Here is a 24046-nt window from a genome sequence, read left to right on the forward strand (position 1 = left end):
GTGGTATGCTGAAGGTAACGAAAGGCAAAAGGAGGGCGGTGGCTTTGGCGGTGCGCAAACAAGTGCTTTACGAACTGATTGAACGGTTGGATGAAACGGATCATCAAACAGCGTACGATTTTTTGATGTACTTGCTTGATCAGTCCAGAAAGGAACGAATGGTATGGGAGCGGATTGACGAAACAGATGAAGAAGAAGCGTTGACGGAAGAAGAGCGCCAGCAGTTGCAAAGCGATGAAGGATATATCATCGGAGGAGAAGCCAAGCGTGAATTCGGGCTACAAGTTGATCTACCGTAAGGCCGCAGTCAAATTCATCGCTAGGCAAGAAAAAGAGGTTCAAGAACGGTTGGCCTCTGGGTTGCAAGGTCTGCTAGTGATCCCACCGCAGGGGGATATTAAAAGGTTGAAGGGGCAGGATGGATTATATCGGCTGCGAATCGGAACATATCGTGTGTTATTTCGTATCGATCATGAAGAACGAATCATCTATATTGAGGCGATCGGCAACCGTGGGGATGTGTATTGAGGCTTGTATTTTTTGTTAGGGCGATCATCGGATCGTCCTTTTTTTCTTTAGCATAGCAGATCGCTATCGCGTTAACCGGCTGTCATTTACTTCAAAAAACGGGCATGCTATACTCACAGAGGAAGGTGGGGAAGCATGCGGAGAAAAAGAGACAAAGCGATGTCTCCAGCGGTGGAGGCGGCCTTGGAGTATGTGTACGTGCTTGTTGGTGCAGCGATTGTCGCCGTCGCGTTTAACGTGTTTTTGCTGCCGAATCGGATCGCCTCTGGCGGAGTGAGCGGGATTAGCACGATTGTGGATGCGCTGTTTGGCATCGAGCCCGCCTATGTCCAATGGGCGCTCAACATCCCGCTGTTTATCGCCGGCGTCGTCCTTTTAGGCCGGCAGTTTGGCGTCAAGACGTTTGTCGGAACGGTATTTTTGCCGCTTGTCGTCTATATCACGAAAGGGATGGAGCCGGCGACGGCGAATCCGCTTCTTGGCGCGTTGTTTGGCGGCATCGGCGTCGGGCTTGGCCTCGGTATAGTGTTTCGCGGCCGCGCCTCGACGGGCGGCACCGATTTGGCCGCCCAAATCATCCATAAATATACCGGACTGTCGCTTGGGATGTGCGTCATTTTTATTGACGGCTTGATCGTGTTAACCGCAGCGTTCGTGTTTGATATTGAACGGGCGCTTTATGCCTTGATCGCCTTGTATGTGACAAGCAAAACGATCGACCTCGTCCAAGTCGGGCTCGGCTACTCAAAAATCGCTCTCATCATTACAAAGGAAGAAGAAAAAGTGCGGCGCGCCATTTTGCATGAAATCGACCGCGGGGTGACGCGGCTGCCCGCGTATGGCGGCTATACGGAACATGAACGGCCGGTGTTGATGTGCGTCGTCGCTCAATCGGAGTTCACAAAATTGAAACAAATCGTGCGAACCATTGATCCGACAGCGTTTGTCGTCGTTGCCAACGCCGCTGAAGTGCTTGGAGAGGGATTTCAACGTACGTAAAACGGAAAAAATCGGTTATAATAACGAAAGAAGCGAATTTTTGTTTTTAGGGGGAGTTCATGATGAAGTGGAAATTAGCAACCGTGTTCCTTGGCGCTTCGCTGGCGCTTGCAGCATGCGGCGGCGGTGATGACAACGCCGGGGAGCAAAACGGCGGCAATAACAACGGCGGAGGGGATACCGTTGCTGCTGCTGAGCAAATTTATCAGCAAAACTGTGCATCATGCCACGGTCAAGACCTTTCAGGAGGGGTCGGTCCGAACTTACAAAAAGTAGGAAGCAAATATTCGACAGATGAAATTAAAGATGTCATCGTCAACGGCCGCGGCGCTATGCCTGCAGGGATCATCCAAGGCGAAGACGCCGACAAAGTGGCAGAATGGCTCGCCGCGAAAAAATAAGGCATGAACCAAGCACCGTCCAGTTTCCTTTCAGGAGCTGGGCGGTCTTTTTTGCCGATGTGACAGACGGGCTTACGTTCCCTCCTCCCCCTAACGGACGCTTTTTCCTATAAGGTCGGGATCAGCTGGAAGCTGCACACAATGAAAAGCCGACGTAACGAGATGTCAATATGGCCCGAGAATAGGATCGCTCATTGCCTCACCCACTTTTGATGGCGCGGTTGTCGATGATGCCGACAAGGCCGTTGGGGAAAGGGCTGCAGCGGCTACGGTGTGCAGCGCGGTCGGGAAGTTGCCCCTTCCTCCCACATGTGTATAGAACTTTTCTCCTAGTTTTGCTATTGTCTCCTATTTGAAATATAAATGTAAAATTCGACAGCAAAAAATCGTGTTATAATAAACCTTGCGGAATTTTGCGAGATTCATTCGAAACAGCTCGAGAAATGACAGCAAGCGAGTCGAAACATAGGTGATTATGATGATTGAAATGCAAGATGTGTACAAAACATACCCGAACGGAGTCGTGGCGCTAAACGGCGTCAACGTCCGCATCAAGCAGGGAGAATTCGTCTATGTCGTTGGGCCTAGCGGTGCGGGCAAATCGACATTTATTAAAATGATGTACCGTGAAGAAAAGCCGACGAGCGGTAAAATTATGGTCAACGGCGTCAATCTCGCCAACATAAAAGACAATAAAGTTCCGTTGCTGCGCCGCAACATCGGCGTTGTGTTTCAAGATTTTAAGCTGCTTCCGAAGCTCAACGTCTATGAAAACGTCGCTTTTGCCTTGGAAGTGATTGAAGAATCGCCGAAAGTGATCCGCAAAAAAGTGATGGAAGTACTCGATTTAGTCGGCCTCAAACATAAAGTCCGCTCTTATCCGAACGAACTGTCCGGCGGCGAACAGCAGCGTGTCTCGATCGCCCGCTCGATCGTCAACTCCCCGAAAATCGTGATTGCTGATGAACCGACAGGAAACTTGGACCCCGAAACATCGTGGGACATTATGCAACTGTTTGAGAAAATTAACGATCGGGGCACGACGATTGTGATGGCGACCCATAATAAAGAGATCGTCAATGCCACCCGCCGGCGCGTCATCGCGATCGAAAACGGGAAAATCGTCCGTGACGAAGCGAAGGGGGAATACGGCTATGACGCTTAACACGTTCAAGCGCCACGTTCGGGAGAGCGTAAAAAGCCTCGGCCGCAACGGCTGGATGACGTTTGCATCCGCGAGCGCCGTCACGGTGACGCTATTGCTTGTCGGAGTCTTTTTTGTCGTCATGTTCAACATTAACTATTTTGCAAAAAAAGTGGAAGATGATGTTGAAATTCGCGTCCATATCGATTTGACCGCTGACAGCAAAGAGAAGGATGCGCTGCGCCAGCGAATTGAAGCCATTCCTAACGTCAAAGAAGTTCGCTACTCGTCAAAAGATGAGGAGCTGAAGCGGCTGATTGAGAGCATGGGTGAGGAAGGCTCATCGTTCCGCCTGTTTGAGCAGGACAACCCGTTAAGCGATGTGTACGTCGTGAAGGCCGCTCATCCGCAAGATACCGTCGGCATTGCGAAGCGAATTGAAACATTCCCATCCGTTCATAAAGTCAATTATGGACAAGGGACGGTAGAAAAGCTATTTAATGCGCTTGAAGTCATGCGCAACGTCGGGCTGGTGCTCATTCTCGGCCTGTTGTTTACGGCGATGTTTTTAATTTCCAACACCATTAAAATTACGATTTTTGCCCGTCGCCGCGAAATTGAAATTATGCGGCTCGTCGGGGCGACGAACGGGTTTATCCGCTGGCCGTTTTTCCTCGAAGGGCTATGGCTTGGGGTGCTCGGTTCGATCGTTCCGATTGTTGTGCTGGCGCTCGTCTATTACAATGTGTACCGTCTGTATGAACAGCAATTTTCGCTGCAGCTTTTTGAACTTTTGCCGTTTTCCCCATTCATTTGGCAACTGAGCGTCTTGTTGTTGGCCATTGGTGCCGTGATCGGCGTTTGGGGAAGCGTCATGTCCGTGCGCAAGTTTTTGAAAGTATAAAAATAAGTTTGAGAGGGAGAGGGGACAAGCGATGAAAAAGAAAAAGATGCTGGCACTCGCTGTCGCAGCAGCGCTCGGGTTGGGCGTTCTTCCGCCGGCAGCGGACGCTGTCAGCAATCGCGATATCGAGCAAAAACGGAGCGAAATCGATGCGCTGCGCTCCAAACGGTCGGATGTCGAAGAGAAAATCAGCGAGGCGCAAAAAAATATTGAAACTCTCCAATCGCAGCAAAAACAAGTGGCCAATGACATTGAAAAGCTCAATATCGCCATTGAGGAAACGAGCGGCAAAATTCGCAACGTTAGTGCGGACATCAGTGAAACCGAACAGGCGATCGACAAGCTGAAACAGGAAATTGCCGAGATTCAGGAGCGGATTGAAAAGCGGAATGAGATTTTAAAAGCGCGCCTGCGCTCGCTCCAAGAAAGCGGCGGGGCGATCAGCTACCTGGAAGTGCTGCTTGGCGCCCAAAGCTTCAGCGACTTCATCGACCGTATGAGCGCGGTGACGACGATCATGGAAGCTGACCAGCAAATCATCCGTGAGCAAGAAGCGGATAAAGCGCTCAAAGAGAAAAAAGAAACCGAACTCACGCAAAAGCGGAACAAACTGCAAGCGGACCTGCAGGAGCTAAAACAGCTGCAAGCCCAACTCGCCGCCCAGCTTGAACAGAAAAACCGCTTAATGTCGGATTTGAAGCAAAAAGAGGAAGAAGAGCATGAGCACAAAATGGCGCTTGAAGAGGAAAAAGAGCTGATCGCCAAACAAGAAGCAGCCGTGAAGCAGCAGCTCGCCGAACTGGAGCGGCAAAAACGCGCTGAGGAAGAAGCAGCGAAACAGCGTGGACGTACATATTCACCGCCGGCATCGAAAAGCGGCGGGGAAGCGCCATCCGGCGGCAGCGTCCCGCCGGTATCGAGCGGGGCGTTCACCCGTCCGGCCAACGGACCGATCACGTCCGGTTTCGGTTACCGGTTTGGTGGCACGGACTTCCATCTGGGAGTCGATATTGGCAAGCGGGCTCCGGTCGTTCCGGTCGTTGCCGCCGCCGACGGGGTCGTGTTCCGTTCCTACTATTCTAGCAGCTACGGCAACGTCATTTTCATCAGTCACGTCATTAACGGCCAAGTGTATACGACCGTTTACGCCCATCTCGAGGCGCGGTTGGCGGGAGGAGGACAGCGTGTCCAAAAAGGACAAATCATCGGCTATATGGGCAACACCGGGCAGTCCTTTGGCCCGCACCTTCACTTTGAATTGCATCGCGGCGGGTGGAACGTCGGGAAAACAAATGCGGTCGACCCGCGCAATTATATTGCGTTCTAACACGATTAAATCAATATGTATGCGCAACTTGTCTATCGATTTGCGGTGGACGAGTTGCGCATTTTTTGCAGTGTTGAGGCTGCCTAGAAGGCGGTGATTGATGTGGAAGTGTGCGCAGCATCTGTATTTTCTCAAATCGAGAAACCTTGCTAAGCCTGATCTTTGCTTCTCACCACCACGGTTTGTTTTTTGTTTCACTGATGATGATAGTTGGAAGGCGAGAGCTAACGCGACCGGGCGAAACGGATGGTTGTTCCCCGGGGAAAACGGGAAATGGCCGCGGAGCGTGCTGCGTTCCCTTCCGAATGAATCATGAGAGCGAATGATATGGATTCTTGTGGAAGGTTCGTACAAAATAGGAAAGAGACATTTGGCGGATAAGGAGTGTTTTTCATCATGAAAACGTATCGAATGACCGTTCAAGGCATGACATGTACCGGTTGTGAACGACATGTCGCTGCGGCACTGAACGAGATCGGAGCCAAGCAGATTGACGTCAGCTTCCGGCGTGGGGAAGCGGTATTTGCGCTGCCCGAGGACGCCGACATTGACATGGCGAGACAAGCGGTCAAAAACGCTCATTACGAGCCGGGGGAGGCAGAGGAGATCTCCGCGCCAGCCAGCCCTGCCATCGCTGGCGAAGGAGAGTACGACTACATCATCATTGGTTCTGGCGCGGCAGCCTTTTCCTCGGCGATTGAAGCGGTGAAATACGGGGCGAAAGTCGCCATGGTCGAACGAGGAACCGTCGGGGGGACGTGCGTCAATATCGGCTGCGTGCCATCTAAGACATTGCTTCGGGCCGGGGAAATTTATGCGTTGGCGCGGAATCACCCGTTTCTCGGGCTTCATACATCAGCCGGTCCGGTCGACTTGGCGCCGTTGGTGAAGCAAAAAAATGAATTGGTCAAGCAGCTTCGCCAAGCGAAATACGCCGATTTAATCGGGGAGTACGGGTTCGACTTCATCCAAGGGGAAGCCCGATTTGTCGATGGTCAAACGATTGAAGTCAACGGCCAAACGCTGTCGGCGAAACGGTTTTTGATCGCCACTGGCGCTTCTCCAGCTGTGCCGAACATTCCGGGGCTTCATGAAGTCGACTACTTGACGAGCACGACGTTGCTTGAGTTGAAAAACGTGCCGAAGCGGCTCGCGGTCATCGGTGCCGGATCTATAGGGCTGGAACTCGGGCAGCTGTTCCACCATCTCGGTTCAGAAGTGACGCTGATGCAGCGAAGCCCGCGCCTGTTGAAAGGGTATGACCCGGAAATTTCTGAAGCGGTGACCCAGGCGCTCATAGAACAAGGCATCCGCGTCATCACCGGCGCCTCGTTTGAACGGGTCAAACAAGAAGGAGACACGAAAAACGTGTATGTGAACGTCGATGGCCGCATCGGGGTCATTGAGGCGGATGAACTGCTCGTAGCGGCGGGGCGGACGCCAAATACAGCGGCGTTGAACTTGGAGGCGGCCGGCGTCAAGGTTGGGGCGCGCGGGGAAATTTGGACGGACGAATATACGCGGACGACAAACCCGGCGATTTACGCGGCAGGCGATGTGACGCTCGGCCCTCAGTTCGTCTATGTCGCGGCCCATCAAGGCGCCGTTGCCGCGGCCAATGCCATAGGCGGGCTAAATCAGCGCTGGGATACGGCCGTCGTTCCGGCGGTGACATTCACCCGCCCGGCGGTTGCGACGGTCGGTTTGACTGAGCAGCGGGCAAAAGAAAACGGATATGAGGTGAAAACGTCCGTTCTTCCGCTTGAGGCAGTGCCGCGCGCCATCGTCAACCGGGAAACGACCGGCGTAGTGAAACTCGTCGCCGAGGCGAATACCGGCAAACTGTTAGGCGCTCATGTCGTCGCCGACCATGCCGGTGAGGTCATTTACGCTGCAGCGTTGGCGATTCAATTCGGATTAACGATCGACGACCTTCGTCGCACGTTGGCTCCGTATTTAACGATGGCGGAAGGGCTGAAGCTGGCGGCGCTGACGTTTGACCAAGATGTCTCGAAACTGTCGTGCTGTGCGGGGGAAAGCCTTCGAACGGAGGCCACGGTTTCACGGAGCGTTGGAATCGATTGTTGTTGCGGTTGCAACGAAGCTTAATGGGGAGCGATCCGTTTGGCGGGGTTCTCCTCCTCATCACAGTTTTGGCGGTGGGATGGTTGAGTGTAAACAAGACTGCAACAAGAGAGGACACCATCCACATTCGCGTGAAAGATATTGAGGGAAATACGGTCAACATCAATGACCAAAAGCCAACCGTCCTGTTCTTTATGGCCGCCTGGTGCGTTTCATGCGTTGATATCGAACAGAATTTGAAGGAAGTAGCAAAGGAAAGGAACGTTCAAGTGGTGACCGTCGATGTGGATCCCCAGACGGATGCAAAGGAAGATTTAGCAGCGTTTCAGCGAACGTATGGGGAGGATTGGCCGCATGTGTTTGATGCTGATCTTTCCCTTGTCAAGTTATTTAGGGTGAACTCGCTTGATGGCGTGGCTGGATGCTGTAGCTTGCCCCAAACTGGCGGGATCTCATTGAGAACAAGGAGATTTGCCCAAAATGCTCTGCTGGAGGGTTGCCAATAGACGAAGGGGAGATGAGAAAAGTTTTGAACAAGGATAGTGGGGGCTTGGTTATCGAAAGGGAAGGTTACTTTCGATGCCTTAATTCGCATTGCCCCGTTTCCTTGTTCAGCAGGGTCGATGATATGAGGTTTTGGATGTGGGATATTGTCCCCAATGAACGGTGGAAATAAAAGTACGATGGGAAACTCTAGTAACTTTCAGCGAGGGTGATGATATGGGAACGTATCGCATCGGTAAACTAGCGGAAAAATGCCATGTCAATAAAGAAACGATCCGATACTACGAACGGAAAGGGCTCATTCCAGAAACCGAGCGGACCGAAGGCGGATATCGGTTGTATACGGAAGAAACGATCCGGCGCATCCAGTTCATTAAGCGGCTGCAAGGGCTCGGATTCACCTTGGCGGAAATTCATAAACTGCTTGGCATTGTCGATCGGGACCATGACCGATGCAAAGATATGTCCCATTTTTTTCGCTTGCCTTTTCCCCTTTGATTTTTATATAATTATTTTGAATTCAAGAATTATGTATTAATAGTATTGGGAGAGCGTCATTATGATAAGTCTTGGTTTGCTCGTCATCCGGGTTGTCTTCGGCTTGACATTTGCTGCGCATGGAGCGCAAAAACGGTTCGGATGGTTTAGGGAATATGGGCTGCAAGGAACAGCCGGATGGAGTCGCTCGGGCTGAAGCCCGGGAAAGCGATGGCAGCGGTGGCCGGCTTGAGTGAACAGGCCGACGAGCTGTTGTTTGCGATTGGATTGTTGACGCCGCTGACGGCGCTCTTCATGATTATCCCGATGGCTGTTGCGATCGTGAAGGTACATGGGCCGAACGGGTATTGGGTGACGCAAAACGGTTATGAATAAATATAGCCATTATCACTGTAGCGCTCGGGGTGGCGCTTGCCGGACCAGGGCGGTACGCGCTTGATGCTGTTATGATTTCAATAATGAAGGAAGGAGAGGAAAAGGATGATTCAGATTGACCGGGCTTCATCCCGTTATCATGCCGATTACGGTTGGCTGAAAACGTACCATAGTTTTTCGTTTGGCGAGTATTACGACCCGAACAACATCCAGTTTGGACCGCTGCGGGTGTTAAACGACGATTTCGTCGCACCGCTTGCCGGTTTTGGCGCTCACCCGCACCGGGAGATGGAAATTGTGTCGATCGTGTTGAAAGGGTACTTGCAACATGAAGACAGCACCGGGCATAAGGCCGTAACGACGTTTGGTGGTGTGCAGCGGATGTCTGCCGGCACCGGCATCGTTCACTCGGAAGTGAATCCGTCGGCGACCGAAGAAGTGAACTTTTTGCAGCTTTGGTTTTTGCCGGAAGAACACGGGTTAACGCCTTCGTACGAGCGGACCGAGTTTCCGGTCGAGAAGATGAAAAATGCGCTGCTGCCGGTCGTGGCCAAACAGCCTTCTTCGCCGGGGATTGCTCATATTCACCAAGATGTAACGATTTACTTGTCTGACTTAGAGAGAGGGAACGAACTGACGTTTACCCAGCCAGAGGAACGGAAAATCTTTGTCTTTGTCATTGATGGCGATTTGACATTACAAGGTGATGCTTTATTGCAGACGCGCGATGCAGCCCGCATAACGGAAACGCCGGCGCTTCGCTTGTCGACGAACGAAGGAGCGCGGTTCATGCTCATTGACTTGCCAAACTAAAACGTAAAGGAGGGGCATCTTTCGCCAATGCGGCGGGGATGCCTCTTTTTTCCGTGTCCGTATGAGTTGAGAAATCAAAAACGAGCGTGTAAACTAATAGCAGGGATGGACGGCGGTTCCCCTATGGCGAGAACGGGGAAGCATACTCAGTACAAGCCTGACATATGATGGAGATAAGGGCATGGCACGGCGTTAGGCGGTGCTTTTCCTTTATGTACAGGGTGAGGAGGAAACAACGTGAAAAAAACGACGACGGCCGCATTGATGGCCATATCGATGCTCATCGGGGCCGGCGGGACGTATGCTGGCTTGCAGCTGGCCGGCGGGGCGGAGGACAGTCCGATGTCAGCGGTCATGTCCGCTGAACCGTCCAAAGTAACAAACGATAACGAAGAGATGAAAAAAATCCGCCAGGCGTATGAGCTGATCAAAAGCCGGTACGTGGAAAAGGTCGATGAGGAACAATTGACGGAAGGCGCCATTCAAGGCATGATTGGCACGCTTGATGATCCATATTCCGTCTACATGGATGCGGAAACGACCGAACAGTTTAATGAGTCGCTCGACTCGTCATTTGAAGGGATCGGCGCTGAAGTAAGCATGATCGACGGGAAAGTGACGATCGTCGCGCCGATTAAAAACTCACCGGCAGAAAAAGCGGGACTGAAACCGAACGACCAAATTTTGCGCGTGAACGGGGAAAGCCTTGAAGGGCTCGATTTGTATGAGGCGGTGCTGAAAATCCGCGGCAAAAAAGGGACGACGGTGGAGCTTGAGATTCTCCGCCCAGGCGCGAAACATGTCATGAAAGTCAAAGTCGTCCGTGACGAAATCCCAATCGAAACGGTGTATGAGGCGGTCAAAACGCATGACGGCAAAAAGGCCGGCTACTTGCAAATTACGTCGTTTTCGGAAAACACGGCCGCTGACTTTAAAAAGAAATTGGCGAAGCTTGAAAACGAAAAAATCGACGGGCTTATTATCGACGTACGCGGCAATCCAGGCGGCTATTTGCAAAGCGTCGAGGAAATTTTAAAAGAGCTCGTCCCGAAACAGAAACCGTATGTGCAAATTGAAGAGCGCGATGGCGACAAACAAAAATTTTATTCTGAGTTAACGGTGAAAAAACCGTATCCGATCGTTGTGCTCATCGACCAAGGCAGCGCGTCGGCGTCAGAAATTTTAGCCGGCGCGATGAAGGAAGCAGGCGGCTATAAGCTCGTCGGCGAGACGACGTTCGGCAAAGGGACGGTGCAGCAGGCCATCCCGATGGGCGACGGCAGCAACATTAAGCTGACGCTCTACAAATGGTTGACGCCGGATGGACATTGGATTCATAAAAAAGGAATCAAGCCGGATGTGGCGGTTGCGCAGCCTGAGTTTTTCCACGTCACTCCGCTCCATGTGGAAAAACCGTTCGCGTATGATATGAATGATGAACAAATTGCCAGCGCGCAAAAAATGTTAAAAGGGCTCGGGTTTGACCCGGGTCGTACGGACGGCTACTTCAGCAAAGAAACGGAAACAGCGGTGAAAGCATTCCAAAAAGCAAATCAGCTCCCGGCCACCGGACGGATCGATGAAACGACGGCTGACGTACTGCAAGCGAAAATTATGGAAGCGATCCGCGACCCGAAGCACGACGTACAGTTGAAAGCAGCATTAGATGTGTTATTCCCATAAACAGCGTCGGAGCTCCCAGCCTAGGGGGCTCTTTTCTATGAACATCCCGCGCCGGCGAGCGGTGATTTTCATCCCCGGTTGGAGGGCAAACCATTTTCTATGAGCATGCGCGCACCTTGATCCGTCGCCGTTACGTTTCGGGGAAAGCAAACGTTGCCCATAGAACGTTTCGCCGGACATGCGTCTTTCTTATGCCGCTGTCATGGGGATGTCCGGATGGAGCGCGAACGTTTTTTGCCAAAAAAAAAAACGCCCTGCACAGGGCGGAACGCCTGGGACGTCAAGCAAACAACCCCATCACCCGCCCGAGACCGCGCCGTTTCCGCTTTGGTTCGTCCGGTGTTTCATGGGAGGAAGGCGGCCGATTGTTCAGCTGCTGTTCGAGACGGGCGACAAGCTGCTCGAGGGCGGTGAGGCGGGCAGTGATTTCTTCCATTTCCCGGCGGTGATGAAGAAGCTGAATCGAAACAACGTCATCCGCTTTTTGTTCTAATTGTTGTTCGAGTTGATCAAGGCGCGAGGCTACCCGGGTTAATTGTGGTTCGACATATCCTTGAAACAAAGCGTCAATGGGAACGTTCCGCGGCGGTGTCGAGGGACGGTCAGGTGCCGGAGGCGCTTCGAGTGCCGCGCCTTGTTCAAATTTGACCCGTTCGAGCAAGGCGACTGTTTTTTCATCAAACAAATAGTGGCCAGCTTCGTTTTTCCGCAGCGGAATGTCATATTTCCGCACCCAGCGTTGAACCGTTTTCGGCGAGACTCCAAGTCGGGCGGCGACATCGGCTGTTTTTAATTCCATCGTTCCACTCCTCCTTTTTCATCTTCTGTTATATCCTTTTTCGATCTCCATTGAAAATCCTGCCTAGCCGACAAAACTAGTGCCGATTCGGCAAAGAAAGTGGAAAATGGCGCAAATTCGCCATAAGCGGCAAAAAAGATTACAACAGGCATGGGATTTGTCGTTGCCATTTGGTAGAATAGAAGATAAAGACTCGTGAACGAAGCAAGGGGGGGAAGCGGATGGCAGCATGGGGGTTGGAACTGCTTGAAGGCATCGCGGCCGTATGGCGGCAGCCGCTCCTTTATTATGGCGTCTTTTTAGCGATTGTCGCCGGCTGGCGGCGGATGAAGCGGGAGCGCCGTGACTTTCATGTGCGCATCCATCATCCGTGGCAAGAATGGCGCGGGCTCTGGACATGGGGATGGGCAGCCGGCGCGGTGTTGTCCGCGGCGGCGATCATCGTTGGGATCGCGTTGCCGCGCGAGGCGGTGTGGATGGTGACCGCGCTGACCGTTGTCATCGGCTTAACGATGGAGGCGCGCCTATTGTCGCCGGCGTATACGGTTGGCGGTGCGCTCGTGCTGCTCGGTTTAGCCGGGCCAAGCGGGATGGTGGGCCGCATATTCCCCGATGGCGCAACGGCGGGGACGTCTTTGACTTTGTTGCTTGTGCTGCTGCTGTTGGCGGAAGGATGGCTCATCCTCCGCTCGCGGAACGGGGCCGTCTCACCGCAGCTGGCCAAAAGCAAGCGGGGGATGACAGTCGGCATGCAATGGGCGCAGCGCTTTTGGTTTGTGCCGCTCGTGCTCCCGGTATCCGGCGGTGCGCTGCCGCCGGCCTCGTGGTGGCCGCTTCTTCCGGCCGGGGACGGGTATTCATTTTGGCTTGTGCCGTTTCTTCTCGGCTTTTCGCAACGCCGGCAGCACATCATGCCGCCGGAAGCGGCGCGGGAGGAGGGACGGCGTGTGCTTCGGCTTGCGCTTCTTGTCACTCTGCCGGCTGTTTTTAGCGTGTGGTACGCACCGCTGGCGTTTGTCGCAGGAGTTATGGCGATCGTCGGCCGCGAGTGGATCGCTTTTTCCGGGCACCGCGATGACCGCGCCCGCCCGCCCCGTTTCGCCCGCCATTCGCAAGGGCTGGTGATCGTCGGCGTGCTCCCCGGCTCGAAAGCGGAGAAAATGGGGCTGCAAATCGGAGAAATCATTATGAAAGCGAATGGCGTCCCCGTGCGGACGGAGGCGGAGTTTTACGAAGCGCTGCAGCGCAACCGGGCGTTTTGTAAGCTTGATGTTGTCGGGCATAACGGCGAAGTCCGCTTTGTCCAAGGGGCGTTGTATGAAGATGAGCACCATGAGCTGGGCTTGCTGTTTGTGCGCAATCGGGACGCGTCGGCGTCCGAAGCTGTTTCGTAAAGGAGACTGAGCATATGTGGTTTCTCGCGGCACTCATCATTCCGTGCCTGCTTGTCTTGTTGTTTACCCGGGTGACTTATAACCGATACATCGCGTTGTTATTGACGATCGCGTTGCTTGTCGCTTCGTATGTCAAAGGGTATACGGACGAACTGCATGAAATTGTCGCCGATATTGCATCGACGATCACCGGCTTCTTGTTGGCCGGACGGATGTTGGACAATTTGAAGAAGTGACGGACAGGCGGGCCTCGAAGCGGCCCGCTTTTTCACGTTCTGTACGCAGGCAAACGAAGAGGGAGCAATGGAAATCGCTGCGTTGATTGGCACGAATATCAGTTCGCGTTTTTTGTGCATCTGCCAAGGGGATGTGATACAATGGGGAGAGACGGATCGGAGAGGGAGGAGAAACGGTGGACGACCGTTTTCAATTAGTGTCATCGTATCAACCGCAAGGCGATCAGCCGCAGGCGATTGAACAATTGGTTGACGGTTTAATGCGCGGAGTGAAGCACCAAACGCTGCTCGGGGCGACGGGAACGGGCAAAACGTTCACCATCTCGAACGTCATCGCCCAAGTGAACAAGCCGACGCTTGTGATCGCCCATAACAAAACGCTCGCTGGACAGTTGTACAGCGAGCTGAAGGAGTTTTTCCCGTACAACGCCGTCGAATACTTTGTCAGCTACTACGACTATTATCAGCCGGAAGCGTATGTGCCGCAAACGGATACGTATATTGAAAAAGATGCGAAAATTAACGACGAGATCGATAAATTGCGGCACTCGGCGACATCGGCGCTGTTTGAGCGGCGGGACGTCATCATCGTCGCCAGCGTGTCGTGCATTTACGGCTTAGGGTCGCCGGAAGAATACCGCGAGCTTGTCGTTTCGCTGCGCGTCGGCATGGAGATCGAGCGCAACACGTTGCTGCGGCGGTTGGTCGATATCCAGTACGACCGCAATGATATCGACTTCCGGCGCGGCACGTTTCGCGTCCGCGGCGATGTCGTCGAGATTTTTCCGGCGTCGCGCGATGAGCATTGCATCCGCGTCGAGTTTTTTGGCGATGAAATCGACCGCATTCGCGAAGTCGACGCCTTGACCGGTGAAGTGCTCGGCGAGCGTGAGCACGTCGCCATTTTCCCGGCGTCGCACTTTGTCACGCGCGAGGAGAAAATGCGGCTTGCGATTCAAAACATCGAACAAGAGCTCGAGGAGCGACTTGCCGAGCTGCGCGAACAAGGAAAGCTGTTAGAAGCGCAGCGGCTCGAGCAACGGACGCGCTATGACCTTGAAATGATGCGCGAAATGGGCTTTTGTTCCGGAATCGAAAACTACTCGCGCCATTTGGCGCTCCGACCGCCGGGTTCAACGCCGTATACGCTGCTTGACTATTTTCCGGACGATTTTTTGATCATCATCGATGAATCGCACGTCACGCTGCCGCAGCTGCGCGGCATGTACAACGGCGACCGGGCGCGCAAGCAAGTGCTCGTCGACCATGGCTTTCGCCTGCCGTCGGCGCTCGATAACCGTCCGCTTACCTTTGAAGAGTTCGAGCAAAAAATCAACCAAATTATTTATGTCTCCGCGACGCCGGGGCCGTATGAGCTTGAACATAGCCCGGGTGTGGTTGAACAAATCATCCGCCCGACCGGGCTTCTCGATCCGACGATTGACGTTCGTCCGATCGCCGGGCAAATTGACGATTTGATCGGGGAAATTCGCGAACGCGTTGAGCGGAACGAGCGGACATTGGTGACGACGCTGACGAAAAAAATGGCGGAAGATTTAACGGATTACTTAAAAGAGGCGGGATTGAAAGTCGCCTATTTGCATTCGGAAATTAAAACGCTTGAGCGCATTGAAATCATCCGTGATTTGCGGCTTGGCAAATATGATGTGTTAGTCGGCATCAACTTGCTTCGCGAAGGGCTCGATATTCCGGAAGTGTCGCTTGTCGCCATTTTGGACGCCGACAAAGAAGGATTTTTGCGTTCGGAGCGCTCGCTCATCCAGACGATCGGCCGCGCGGCGCGCAACGCGAACGGCCATGTGATCATGTACGCCGATACGGTGACGAAATCGATGGAAATCGCCATTCAAGAGACGAAGCGGCGCCGGGCGATTCAAGAGGAATACAACCGCAAACATGGCATCGTGCCGCGCACGATCCAAAAGGAGATTCGCGATGTGATCCGCGCGACGTATGCGGCCGAAGAAACGGAAACGTACGAGGCGAAGCCGGCGGCCGCCAGCATGACAAAACAAGAACGGGAAGCGCTCATCCGCCAGCTGGAAGCGGAGATGAAAGAAGCGGCCAAAGCGCTCGACTTCGAGCGGGCCGCCCAGCTGCGCGATGCGATTTTCGAGTTGAAAGCGGAAGGATGATGGCCGGGTGAACGGAACGGATAAAATTATCGTCAAAGGGGCGCGTGCCCATAACTTAAAAAACATTGACGTTGAAATCCCGCGCGGACAGCTCGTTGTGTTGACCGGGTTGTCTGGGTCGGGCAAGTCGTCGTTGGCGTTTGACACGATTTACGCGGAAGGGCAGCGGCGCTACGTCGAGTCGCTATCGGCGTACGCCCGCCAGTTTTTAGGACAGATGGACAAACCGGATGTCGATGCGATCGAAGGGCTGTCGCCGGCCATTTCGATCGACCAAAAAACGACGAGCCGCAACCCGCGCTCCACGGTCGGCACGGTGACGGAAATTTACGATTATTTGCGGCTGCTGTTCGCCCGCATCGGCCGGCCGTTCTGCCCGACGCACGGCATCGAAATTCAATCGCAGACGATCGAGCAAATGGTCGACCGGCTGCTCGCGTACCCGGAGCGGACGAAAATGCAAATTCTTGCTCCGATCGTCTCGGGAAGAAAAGGGACGCATGCGAAAGTGCTTGACGATATCCGCAAGCAAGGGTATGTGCGCGTCCGCATTGACGGCGAGATGCGCGAGTTGACCGAAGACATTGAGCTGGAAAAAAACAAAAAACATTCGATTGATGTCATCGTCGACCGGATCGTGATCAAAGACGGCATCACATCAAGGCTCGCCGATTCGCTGGAGACGGCATTGAAGCTCGCGGACGGCAAAGTGATCGTTGACGTCGTCGGCCAGGAGGAGCTGTTGTTCAGCGAAAAGCACGCCTGCCCGTATTGCGGCTTTTCGATCGGGGAGCTTGAGCCGCGCCTGTTTTCGTTCAACAGCCCGTTTGGCGCCTGTCCGGACTGCGACGGGCTCGGGGTGAAGCTCGAAGTCGATCCGGACCTTATCATCCCGAACGATGAATTGACATTGAAGGAGCACGCCATCGCTCCGTGGGAGCCGCAAAGCTCGCAATATTACCCGCAGCTGCTTGAGGCGGTGTGCCGCCATTACGGCATCCCGATGGACGTGCCGGTAAAAGAGCTGCCAAAAGAGCAGCTGGAGAAGATTTTGTACGGCAGCGGCGGGGAGCCGATTTATTTCCGCTATACGACCGATTTTGGCCAGGTGCGCGAACAATATATCCAGTTTGAAGGCGTCATTCCGAACGTCGAACGCCGTTACCGGGAGACAAGCTCCGATTACATCCGCGAACAAATGGAAAAATATATGGCCGAACAGCCGTGCCCGACGTGCCAAGGCTATCGGCTGAAAAAAGAAAGCCTCGCCGTCTTGGTCGGCGGCAAGCATATCGGCGAAGTGACCGCGATGTCGGTGACCGAAGCGCTCGCCTTTTTTGACGGATTGGAACTGACGGAAAAAGAAGCGCAAATCGCCCGCCTCATTTTGCGTGAAATTCGCGACCGGCTCGGCTTCTTGCAAAACGTCGGCCTCGACTATTTGACGCTCAGCCGCTCAGCGGGCACGCTTTCCGGCGGCGAGGCGCAGCGCATCCGGTTAGCGACGCAAATCGGCTCGCGGCTGACGGGGGTGTTGTACGTGCTCGATGAGCCGTCGATCGGACTGCATCAGCGCGACAACGACCGGCTGATCGCGACGTTAAAAAGCATGCGCGACCTTGGCAATACGCTCATTGTCGTCGAACATGACGAAGATACGATGCTTGCGGCCGACTATTTGATTGACATCGGCCCAGGGGCGGGCATTCACGGCGGCGAGGTCGTCGCGGCCGGCACGCCGGAAGAGGTGATGAATGATCCGAACTCGCTCACCGGTCAATATTTATCCGGGAAAAAATTCATCCCGATCCCGGCCGAACGGCGCCAGCCGGACGGACGGTGGCTCGAGGTCGTCGGCGCCCGCGAGCACAACTTGAAAAACGTCTCGGTGAACATCCCGCTCGGCACGTTCGTCGCTGTCACCGGGGTGTCGGGTTCAGGCAAAAGCACGCTCGTGAACGAGGTGCTTTATAAGGCGCTCGCGCAAAAGCTGCACCGGGCAAAAGCGAAACCGGGGGAACATCGCGACATCCGCGGGCTTGAGCACCTCGACAAAGTGATTGACATCGACCAGTCGCCGATCGGCCGCACCCCGCGGTCGAACCCAGCGACCTACACCGGGGTGTTTGATGACATTCGCGACGTGTTTGCTGCCACGAACGAAGCGAAAGTGCGCGGCTACAAAAAAGGGCGCTTCAGCTTCAACGTCAAAGGCGGGCGCTGCGAGGCGTGCCATGGCGATGGGATCATCAAAATTGAAATGCACTTTTTGCCGGACGTATACGTCCCTTGCGAAGTATGCCACGGCAAACGGTACAACCGCGAGACGCTTGAAGTGACATACAAAGGGAAAACTATCGCCGACGTGCTGGACATGACGGTCGAAGATGCGCTGGACTTTTTCGCTTCGATTCCGAAAATTAAGCGCAAGCTAGAGACGTTGTATGATGTCGGCCTCGGCTATATGAAGCTCGGCCAGCCGGCGACAACGCTCTCCGGCGGCGAGGCGCAGCGCGTCAAGCTCGCTGCCGAGCTGCACCGCCGCTCGAACGGCCGGACGCTCTACATTTTAGACGAGCCGACGACCGGGCTGCACGTCGATGACATCGCCCGTCTGCTTGATGTGCTTCATCGGCTGGTCGACAACGGCGATACGGTGCTTGTCATCGAACACAACTTGGACGTCATTAAAACGGCTGATTACATCATTGACCTAGGTCCGGAAGGCGGCGACCGCGGCGGGCAAATTGTCGCGGCCGGCACGCCGGAACACGTGGCTGGGGTCGAAGCTTCCTACACCGGCCGCTATTTGAAACCGATTTTGGAGCGCGACCGGGCGCGCATGCAGGCGTGGTATGAGGCGGCAAAGGCGTAACGCTTTTGCCGTTTTTTTATCATGTTTGAAGAAAACGGTGAGCGCCACGCCTTTTGTGCCGGCAACAGGAAACTTTTCCCGGCGGTCATCGTATATACAGGTAGAGACACAGGGAAAGGAGATACTGAATTGTCGACCAATAAAGTCCTATCTGCTCTTTGCTATTTCAGCGTCTTTTTCGCGCCGTTCATTTTGCCGATCGTGACGTATTTTGTTGTGGAAGATCCCGAGGTGAAACACCACGCGAAACGGTCGCTCGTCTCTCATTTAATTCCAGCTATTACCATTGGTTTGTTTCTGGCGTTGGCCTTTGTTCCTGTGATGTTTGGTCAATGGGGAGAGGAATCGTTCTTGTTTGGCGGCGGCATCGCCTGGTTCGGGTTTCTCGTTGCCGGATTGGTGAACTTCGTTGTCGTCATTTGGAATGTCATCAAAGGAATTCAAGTGTTAAAATAAAAAAGAGAGGGAATGGGTATGCCTTTTGCGTAAGCGAATCGGCGATGTGCGGGTCATGACGCAATGGTTCGCCTTTTTAGGCAACATCAGAAAGAGGCCGCCGCGGCCTGGAAAACGATCTTACAGCAAAGATGGTGATGCGATGCTCCATTGGTTGATTGGCGTGTTTATTAATACGGTGCTGCTTATGGCGATTGACGGGTATTTTGACGATATTCATTTCAGCGGCATTGGCGCCGCGTTTTTGGCGAGCTTGATTTTGGCGGTGTTAAATGCCGTTGTCCGTCCGGTGCTTATTTTATTGACGCTGCCGGTGACCGTATTGACGCTCGGGTTGTTTTTGTTTGTCATTAACGCCATCACGCTCATGATGACAGCGGGGCTCATGGGCGATGCGTTTCAAATTGGAGGGTTCGGCACGGCGCTGCTCGCATCGATCGTCTTGTCGTTTTTCCACCTGCTCGTGCAAAAAGCGATTATCGAGCCGCTGCGCGATCGGTCGTAATGGAGACGGGATGGACCGTCTCCATTTTGTTTCCCCCGATGTTTTCCATTCAACGTTGAAACAAAACGTGCTACAATGGAAAAAGATGAAGAAAGGGGAGAACGGCCGATTATGCCAAAAGTGCGGACAAAAGACATCATCGAACAGTTCCAGCTTGAGCTCGTCAGCGGCGCCGAGGGCATTTACCGCCCGATTACAACAAGCGACTTGTCGCGGCCGGGAATTGAGATGGCCGGCTATTTCGCCTATTATCCGGCAGAGCGGCTGCAGCTGCTGGGGCGAACCGAGCTGTCGTTTTACGAAACGCTGACTCCGGAAGAAAAACGGGCGCGAATGGAGCGGCTTTGTACCGATATTACGCCTGGGATTATCGTTTCCCGGGGGCTTGAGGTGCCGCCCGAACTGATCGAAGCGTCTGAGCGCCAGTCGGTGCCGGTGATGCGCTCGACAATGAAAACAACCCGGCTCTCGAGCCGGTTGACCAACTATTTGGAAAGCAAGCTTGCTCCGACAACGGCGGTGCACGGCGTGCTCGTCGATGTGTACGGCGTCGGCGTATTGATCACAGGCAAAAGCGGCGTCGGCAAAAGTGAAACGGCGCTGGAGCTCGTCAAACGCGGCCATCGGTTGGTCGCCGATGACTGCGTCGAAATCCGCCAAGAAGATGAAGATACATTGATCGGCAGCGCGCCGGAGCTGATTGAGCATTTGCTTGAAATTCGCGGCCTCGGCATTATTAATATGATGACGCTGTTCGGCGCGGGGGCGGTGCGGACGCATAAGCGCATTTCGCTCGTCGTCGACTTGGAGCTTTGGGATCCGGAGAAGCAGTACGATCGGCTCGGGTTGGAAGAAGAGAAAGTGAAAATTTTGGATACCGAATTGCCGAAATTAACGATTCCGGTCCGCCCAGGGCGCAACTTGGCGGTCATCGTCGAAGTGGCGGCGATGAACTTCCGGCTGAAGCGGCTCGGGGTCAACGCGGCTGAGGAGTTTTCGGCGCGATTGAGCGATGCGATTGAAGACGGAGAGCATGATGAAAGCCGGTAATGTTCTTTGGTTTCTGTCGCCGTTGATTTCTAACAATTCAAAACACTAAACGTTTCTCAACAGAAAAATGCCTTTTTAAGCTGTCTATTTGATTCAATCACCGGCCCTTTCAGATGAACAAGGAAATTCCGATCAGGATGGCCATTGACAGAAGATCGAGCGATGGCAGCGAGGCTGCGTCGGCCATCCGTCACCGCAAAGGAGGCGTTCAAGATGGAACCGGCCATTGCGCCGTTGGACCGTGTGTTTTTGCATTTGGGACCGATTACGATTTATTGGTATGGTGTCATTATCGGCACAGGCGTTTTGATCGGGTTGTGGCTGGCAACGCGCGAATCGGTGCGACGCGGCTTGCCGAAAGAGACGTTTGTCGATTTGGTGCTGTTTGCTGTGCCGATTGCCATTGTCTGCGCGCGGGCGTACTACGTGCTGTTTGAATGGGACTATTATTCAAAGCATTTGTCCGAGATTCCAAAAGTTTGGCAAGGCGGCCTCGCCATTCACGGCGGTTTGATCGGGGCGGTGGCGACGGGCGCGGTGTTCGCCCGCGCGCGCGGGCTGTCGTTTTGGAAGCTCGCCGATATTGCCGCACCAAGCATCATTTTAGGGCAGGCGATCGGGCGCTGGGGCAATTTTATGAACCAAGAGGCGCACGGCGGTCCGGTGTCACGTGAGTTTCTGGAAAACTTGCATTTGCCGGATTGGATCATTAACCAAATGTATATTGACGGCCAATATTGGCACCCAACGTTTTTATATGAATCGCTTTGGAACGTCGCCGGCTTTTGCCTCCTGCTTTGGCTGCGGCGCGTCAATTTGCGGCGCGGCGAGCTGTTTTTGTCGTACTTGATTTGGTACTCGCTCGGCCGCTTTTGGATTGAGGGAATGCGCACAGATAGCTTAATGCTTACCGAACATTTGCGCATGGCGCAAGTGATGTCCATTGCCCTCATTGTTTTTGCCGTCGCCTTGTGGATCGTGCGCCGGGTGAAAGGATGGGCAAACGAACGGTATGCGGATTGAAGAGATCCGTTGGGCGGAGAAGATAAGCAAAGGAGAGAGGAGATATGATTGGAACGTTGCAGCGCGGCGTCATCGCCGGGCTGAAGACGTCATGGGCGCTCGGCAAAATCATTTTTCCAGTGACGCTCATTCTGGCGTTGTTGCAGCCGACGCCGCTTTTTTCATGGCTCATTGACCTTGTGACTCCCTTAATGAAATGGTTTGGCTTATCCGGCGATGCGGCCGTGCCGCTTGTGCTCGGCAATTTGCTTGGTCTGTACGCGGCGATTGGCGCGATGCTGACGATCGAGTTTACAGTGAAAGAAGTATTGATTTTGGCGATCATGCTTTCTTTTTCCCATAACTTGATCGTCGAGTCATCGGTCGCCTCACGCACGGGCATGAGTGTGACGCTCATGGTTATCGTGCGCATCGGGCTCGCCGTTGTATCCGGGTTGCTGATCGCCCATTTATGGGACGGGGGGCAGGAAATCGCCCAATACGGCTTTATGCCGAAGGAAGATGCGCCGCCGGTCGGCTGGGTGGCGATCGCGTTGGCGGCGTTGAACAAAGCGGCGACCGGCATCGTGCAGCTGGTCGCGATTGTCATTCCGCTAATGACGGTCATTCAAGTATTGAAAGAACGCCACTGGATTGAGGCGTTTTCGCGCTGGATGGCACCGGTGACCAAGATGCTTGGCATGAGCCCGAACACGTCGCTCACCCTTGCCGCCGGCTTTGTGTTCGGCCTCGCGTATGGCGCTGGCGTCATGATTCAAGCCGCAAAAGAAGACGGCGTCTCCAAACGCGACTTAACGTTGGCGTTCATTTTTCTCGTCTCATGCCATGCGGTGGTGGAGGATACCCTCATTTTCATTCCGCTTGGCATTCCGGTATGGCCGCTGCTGGTCATCCGCTTAGTGACGGCCGTATTGCTGACGATGGCGGTGGCGTTTCTTTGGCGCCGCCTTGAACAACCGAAAAGAAAGGAAGCCGCTTCATGATGATTCGCACGATTTTATTTGACCTTGATGGAACGTTGATTGATACGAATGAGCTCATCATCCAGTCGTTTTTGCATACGCTGGAGAAGTATTATCCGGGCCGCTACGGGCGTGAGGACGTCTTGCCGTTCATCGGCCCGTCGCTGTACGAGACGTTCAGCTCGCTCAATCCGGAGCGGGTCGAGGAGATGGTGAAGACGTACCGCACGTTCAACCATGCCCGCCATGACGAATTGATCCGCGAGTTTGACACCGTGTATGAGACGATTGAAACGCTGCACCGCCATGGATTTCGCCTTGGCGTCGTGACGACGAAAATGCATGACACGGCGCTCATGGGCTTGCGGAAAACGCGGCTTGAGCCGTTTTTCTCATGTGTCATCGGTCTTGATGACGTCAACCGCCCCAAACCGGACCCTGAACCGATTCATAAGGCGCTTGAGGCGCTTCAGTCGAAACCAGACGAAGCGCTCATGGTCGGCGACAACTACCACGACATTTTGGCCGGCAAAAACGCCGGCGTCAAAACGGCCGGCGTTGCCTGGGCGATTAAAGGCCGCGGGTATTTGGAACAATATGAACCGGACTATATGTTGGAAAAAATGAGCGATTTGCTGGCCATTGTCGGCATCAACGAACGGAAGGAGGAAGCGTCCTCCCGGTGAGACGAACGACCAAATACCCCGTCCACGGGGCGAACTCGCTCTGGCAATTGTACCGCACTGTCTCGTTTTGGAAAGTGCTGAAAAACGTCATCGTGATCCAAATCGGGCGCTACACGCCGTTTTTGCCGCTGAAAAACTGGCTGTACCGCACGTTTCTCGGCATGAAAATCGGCGAACAAACGGCGCTCGCCTTTATGGTCATGCCGGATATTCTCTTCCCGGAAAAAATCCGCATCGGCCGCAACTGCGTCATCGGCTACAATACGACGATTCTCGCCCACGAATATTTAGTGGACGAATACCGCCTCGGCGATGTGGTAATCGGCGATGAGGTGATGATCGGCGCCAATTCGACCATTTTGCCCGGCGTGGTGATCGGCGACCGCGCCGTCGTCGCCGCCGGCACCATCGTCCATCAAGACGTCCCGCCCGGAGCCATGGTCGCCGGCTGCCCGATGCGCATCGTCCGCACGAACGAACCGCCTTCCGAGTAACGGGGGCGGGTTTTTGTTTGCGGAGAGAAAAGATTCTGAAAAAATGGTAAAATGAATGAACAAACTATTTTTATCTTAATTAGGCGAGAAGACTCCCACTTCAACGAAGCGAAGCGGAGTAAGTGGGAGATGAATCACCTTAACTATAT

At 53.9% G+C, this 24046-nt stretch carries 24 protein-coding genes and 2 pseudogenes; 25 read left to right on the forward strand and 1 reads right to left on the reverse strand.

All coding sequences use genetic code 11. The features are described from left to right. Positions 1–44 precede the first annotated feature (44 nt). The 14 genes and pseudogenes from B9L21_RS00520 (at position 45) to B9L21_RS00585 (ending at position 11261) form a co-directional block, all read left to right on the forward strand. Positions 45–299, forward strand: a complete 255-nt coding sequence (locus tag B9L21_RS00520; RefSeq protein ID WP_063164758.1) for a hypothetical protein — start codon at positions 45–47, stop codon at positions 297–299. After that, complete coding sequence (locus B9L21_RS00525) at positions 268–528, forward strand: type II toxin-antitoxin system RelE family toxin (protein WP_063164759.1); 261 nt, start codon at positions 268–270, stop codon at positions 526–528. The genes B9L21_RS00520 and B9L21_RS00525 overlap by 32 nt, the downstream gene beginning before the upstream one ends. A gap of 135 nt (positions 529–663) precedes the next feature. Next, positions 664–1527: a YitT family protein gene (locus B9L21_RS00530; RefSeq protein ID WP_063164760.1), complete on the forward strand. Its 864-nt coding sequence runs from the start codon at positions 664–666 to the stop codon at positions 1525–1527. Between the two features lie 62 nt (positions 1528–1589). Continuing rightward, positions 1590–1928: a cytochrome c551 gene (gene cccB / locus B9L21_RS00535; protein ID WP_063164761.1), complete on the forward strand. Its 339-nt coding sequence runs from the start codon at positions 1590–1592 to the stop codon at positions 1926–1928. A gap of 478 nt (positions 1929–2406) precedes the next feature. Continuing rightward, positions 2407–3093: a cell division ATP-binding protein FtsE gene (gene ftsE / locus B9L21_RS00540; protein ID WP_063164762.1), complete on the forward strand. Its 687-nt coding sequence runs from the start codon at positions 2407–2409 to the stop codon at positions 3091–3093. Further along, a complete protein-coding gene (gene ftsX / locus B9L21_RS00545) occupies positions 3083–3976 on the forward strand; it encodes a permease-like cell division protein FtsX (RefSeq protein WP_063164763.1) in 894 nt (297 codons plus the stop codon). The genes ftsE and ftsX overlap by 11 nt, the downstream gene beginning before the upstream one ends. Positions 3977–4007: 31 nt before the next feature. Further along, on the forward strand, positions 4008–5303 hold the full coding sequence (locus B9L21_RS00550) for a murein hydrolase activator EnvC family protein (protein WP_063164764.1): 1296 nt from the start codon (positions 4008–4010) through the stop codon (positions 5301–5303). Between the two features lie 396 nt (positions 5304–5699). Then, a complete protein-coding gene (gene merA, locus B9L21_RS00555; RefSeq protein ID WP_225995602.1) occupies positions 5700–7412 on the forward strand; it encodes a mercury(II) reductase in 1713 nt (570 codons plus the stop codon). Next, positions 7388–7894: a TlpA family protein disulfide reductase gene (locus tag B9L21_RS00560; protein WP_143424827.1), complete on the forward strand. Its 507-nt coding sequence runs from the start codon at positions 7388–7390 to the stop codon at positions 7892–7894. Before merA ends, B9L21_RS00560 begins: the two co-directional genes overlap by 25 nt. An 11-nt stretch (positions 7895–7905) precedes the next feature. After that, on the forward strand, positions 7906–8064 hold the full coding sequence (locus B9L21_RS18225) for a hypothetical protein (RefSeq protein ID WP_366663853.1): 159 nt from the start codon (positions 7906–7908) through the stop codon (positions 8062–8064). A 44-nt stretch (positions 8065–8108) separates the two neighbouring features. Next, positions 8109–8366 (forward strand): annotated as a pseudogene (locus B9L21_RS00570) (MerR family transcriptional regulator); the annotation flags it as partial. Positions 8367–8451: 85 nt separating this feature from the next. After that, a pseudogene (locus B9L21_RS00575) lies at positions 8452–8884 on the forward strand (DoxX family protein). Beyond that, positions 8871–9578, forward strand: a complete 708-nt coding sequence (locus B9L21_RS00580; RefSeq protein WP_063164766.1) for a pirin family protein — start codon at positions 8871–8873, stop codon at positions 9576–9578. Before B9L21_RS00575 ends, B9L21_RS00580 begins: the two are co-directional and overlap by 14 nt. A gap of 237 nt (positions 9579–9815) precedes the next feature. Further along, positions 9816–11261: a S41 family peptidase gene (locus tag B9L21_RS00585; RefSeq protein WP_063164767.1), complete on the forward strand. Its 1446-nt coding sequence runs from the start codon at positions 9816–9818 to the stop codon at positions 11259–11261. Between the two features lie 280 nt (positions 11262–11541). Here the strand turns inward: B9L21_RS00585 and B9L21_RS00590 are convergent, their stop codons facing one another. After that, entirely contained in the window at positions 11542–12060 is a 519-nt protein-coding gene (locus B9L21_RS00590) for a MerR family transcriptional regulator (RefSeq protein WP_063164768.1), read from the reverse strand. A gap of 221 nt (positions 12061–12281) precedes the next feature. Between B9L21_RS00590 and B9L21_RS00595 the strand changes: the two genes are divergently transcribed. From B9L21_RS00595 to B9L21_RS00645, 11 genes are all read left to right on the forward strand, one after another. Continuing rightward, entirely contained in the window at positions 12282–13454 is a 1173-nt protein-coding gene (locus tag B9L21_RS00595; protein ID WP_063164769.1) for a PDZ domain-containing protein, read from the forward strand. A gap of 14 nt (positions 13455–13468) precedes the next feature. Further along, a complete protein-coding gene (locus B9L21_RS00600; protein ID WP_063164770.1) occupies positions 13469–13690 on the forward strand; it encodes a CsbA family protein in 222 nt (73 codons plus the stop codon). A gap of 176 nt (positions 13691–13866) precedes the next feature. Beyond that, entirely contained in the window at positions 13867–15846 is a 1980-nt protein-coding gene (uvrB, locus tag B9L21_RS00605; RefSeq protein WP_063164771.1) for an excinuclease ABC subunit UvrB, read from the forward strand. Between the two features lie 7 nt (positions 15847–15853). Continuing rightward, complete coding sequence (gene uvrA, locus B9L21_RS00610) at positions 15854–18721, forward strand: excinuclease ABC subunit UvrA (RefSeq protein WP_063164772.1); 2868 nt, start codon at positions 15854–15856, stop codon at positions 18719–18721. Positions 18722–18850: 129 nt separating this feature from the next. Next, positions 18851–19177 (forward strand): DUF4870 domain-containing protein, encoded by a 327-nt coding sequence (locus B9L21_RS00615; RefSeq protein WP_063167266.1) that lies wholly within the window; start codon positions 18851–18853, stop codon positions 19175–19177. Between the two features lie 142 nt (positions 19178–19319). Then, a complete protein-coding gene (locus B9L21_RS00620) occupies positions 19320–19682 on the forward strand; it encodes a phage holin family protein (RefSeq protein ID WP_063167267.1) in 363 nt (120 codons plus the stop codon). A gap of 111 nt (positions 19683–19793) precedes the next feature. Further along, positions 19794–20732 carry an HPr(Ser) kinase/phosphatase gene (gene hprK / locus B9L21_RS00625; protein ID WP_063164773.1) on the forward strand — a complete coding sequence of 313 codons (939 nt, stop codon included), beginning with the start codon at positions 19794–19796 and terminating at the stop codon, positions 20730–20732. Between the two features lie 213 nt (positions 20733–20945). After that, a complete protein-coding gene (gene lgt, locus B9L21_RS00630) occupies positions 20946–21755 on the forward strand; it encodes a prolipoprotein diacylglyceryl transferase (RefSeq protein ID WP_063164774.1) in 810 nt (269 codons plus the stop codon). Between the two features lie 44 nt (positions 21756–21799). Further along, positions 21800–22738, forward strand: coding sequence for a nucleoside recognition domain-containing protein (locus B9L21_RS00635; protein WP_063164775.1), 939 nt, complete (start codon positions 21800–21802; stop codon positions 22736–22738). Beyond that, a complete protein-coding gene (gene ppaX, locus B9L21_RS00640) occupies positions 22735–23403 on the forward strand; it encodes a pyrophosphatase PpaX (RefSeq protein WP_063164776.1) in 669 nt (222 codons plus the stop codon). The genes B9L21_RS00635 and ppaX overlap by 4 nt, the downstream gene beginning before the upstream one ends. Next, positions 23400–23897 (forward strand): acyltransferase, encoded by a 498-nt coding sequence (locus B9L21_RS00645; protein ID WP_063164777.1) that lies wholly within the window; start codon positions 23400–23402, stop codon positions 23895–23897. Before ppaX ends, B9L21_RS00645 begins: the two co-directional genes overlap by 4 nt. Positions 23898–24046 lie beyond the last annotated feature (149 nt).

This window comes from Geobacillus uzenensis (assembly GCF_002217665.1).
In the GTDB taxonomy this organism is placed as follows: Bacteria; Bacillota; Bacilli; order Bacillales; family Anoxybacillaceae; genus Geobacillus; species Geobacillus subterraneus.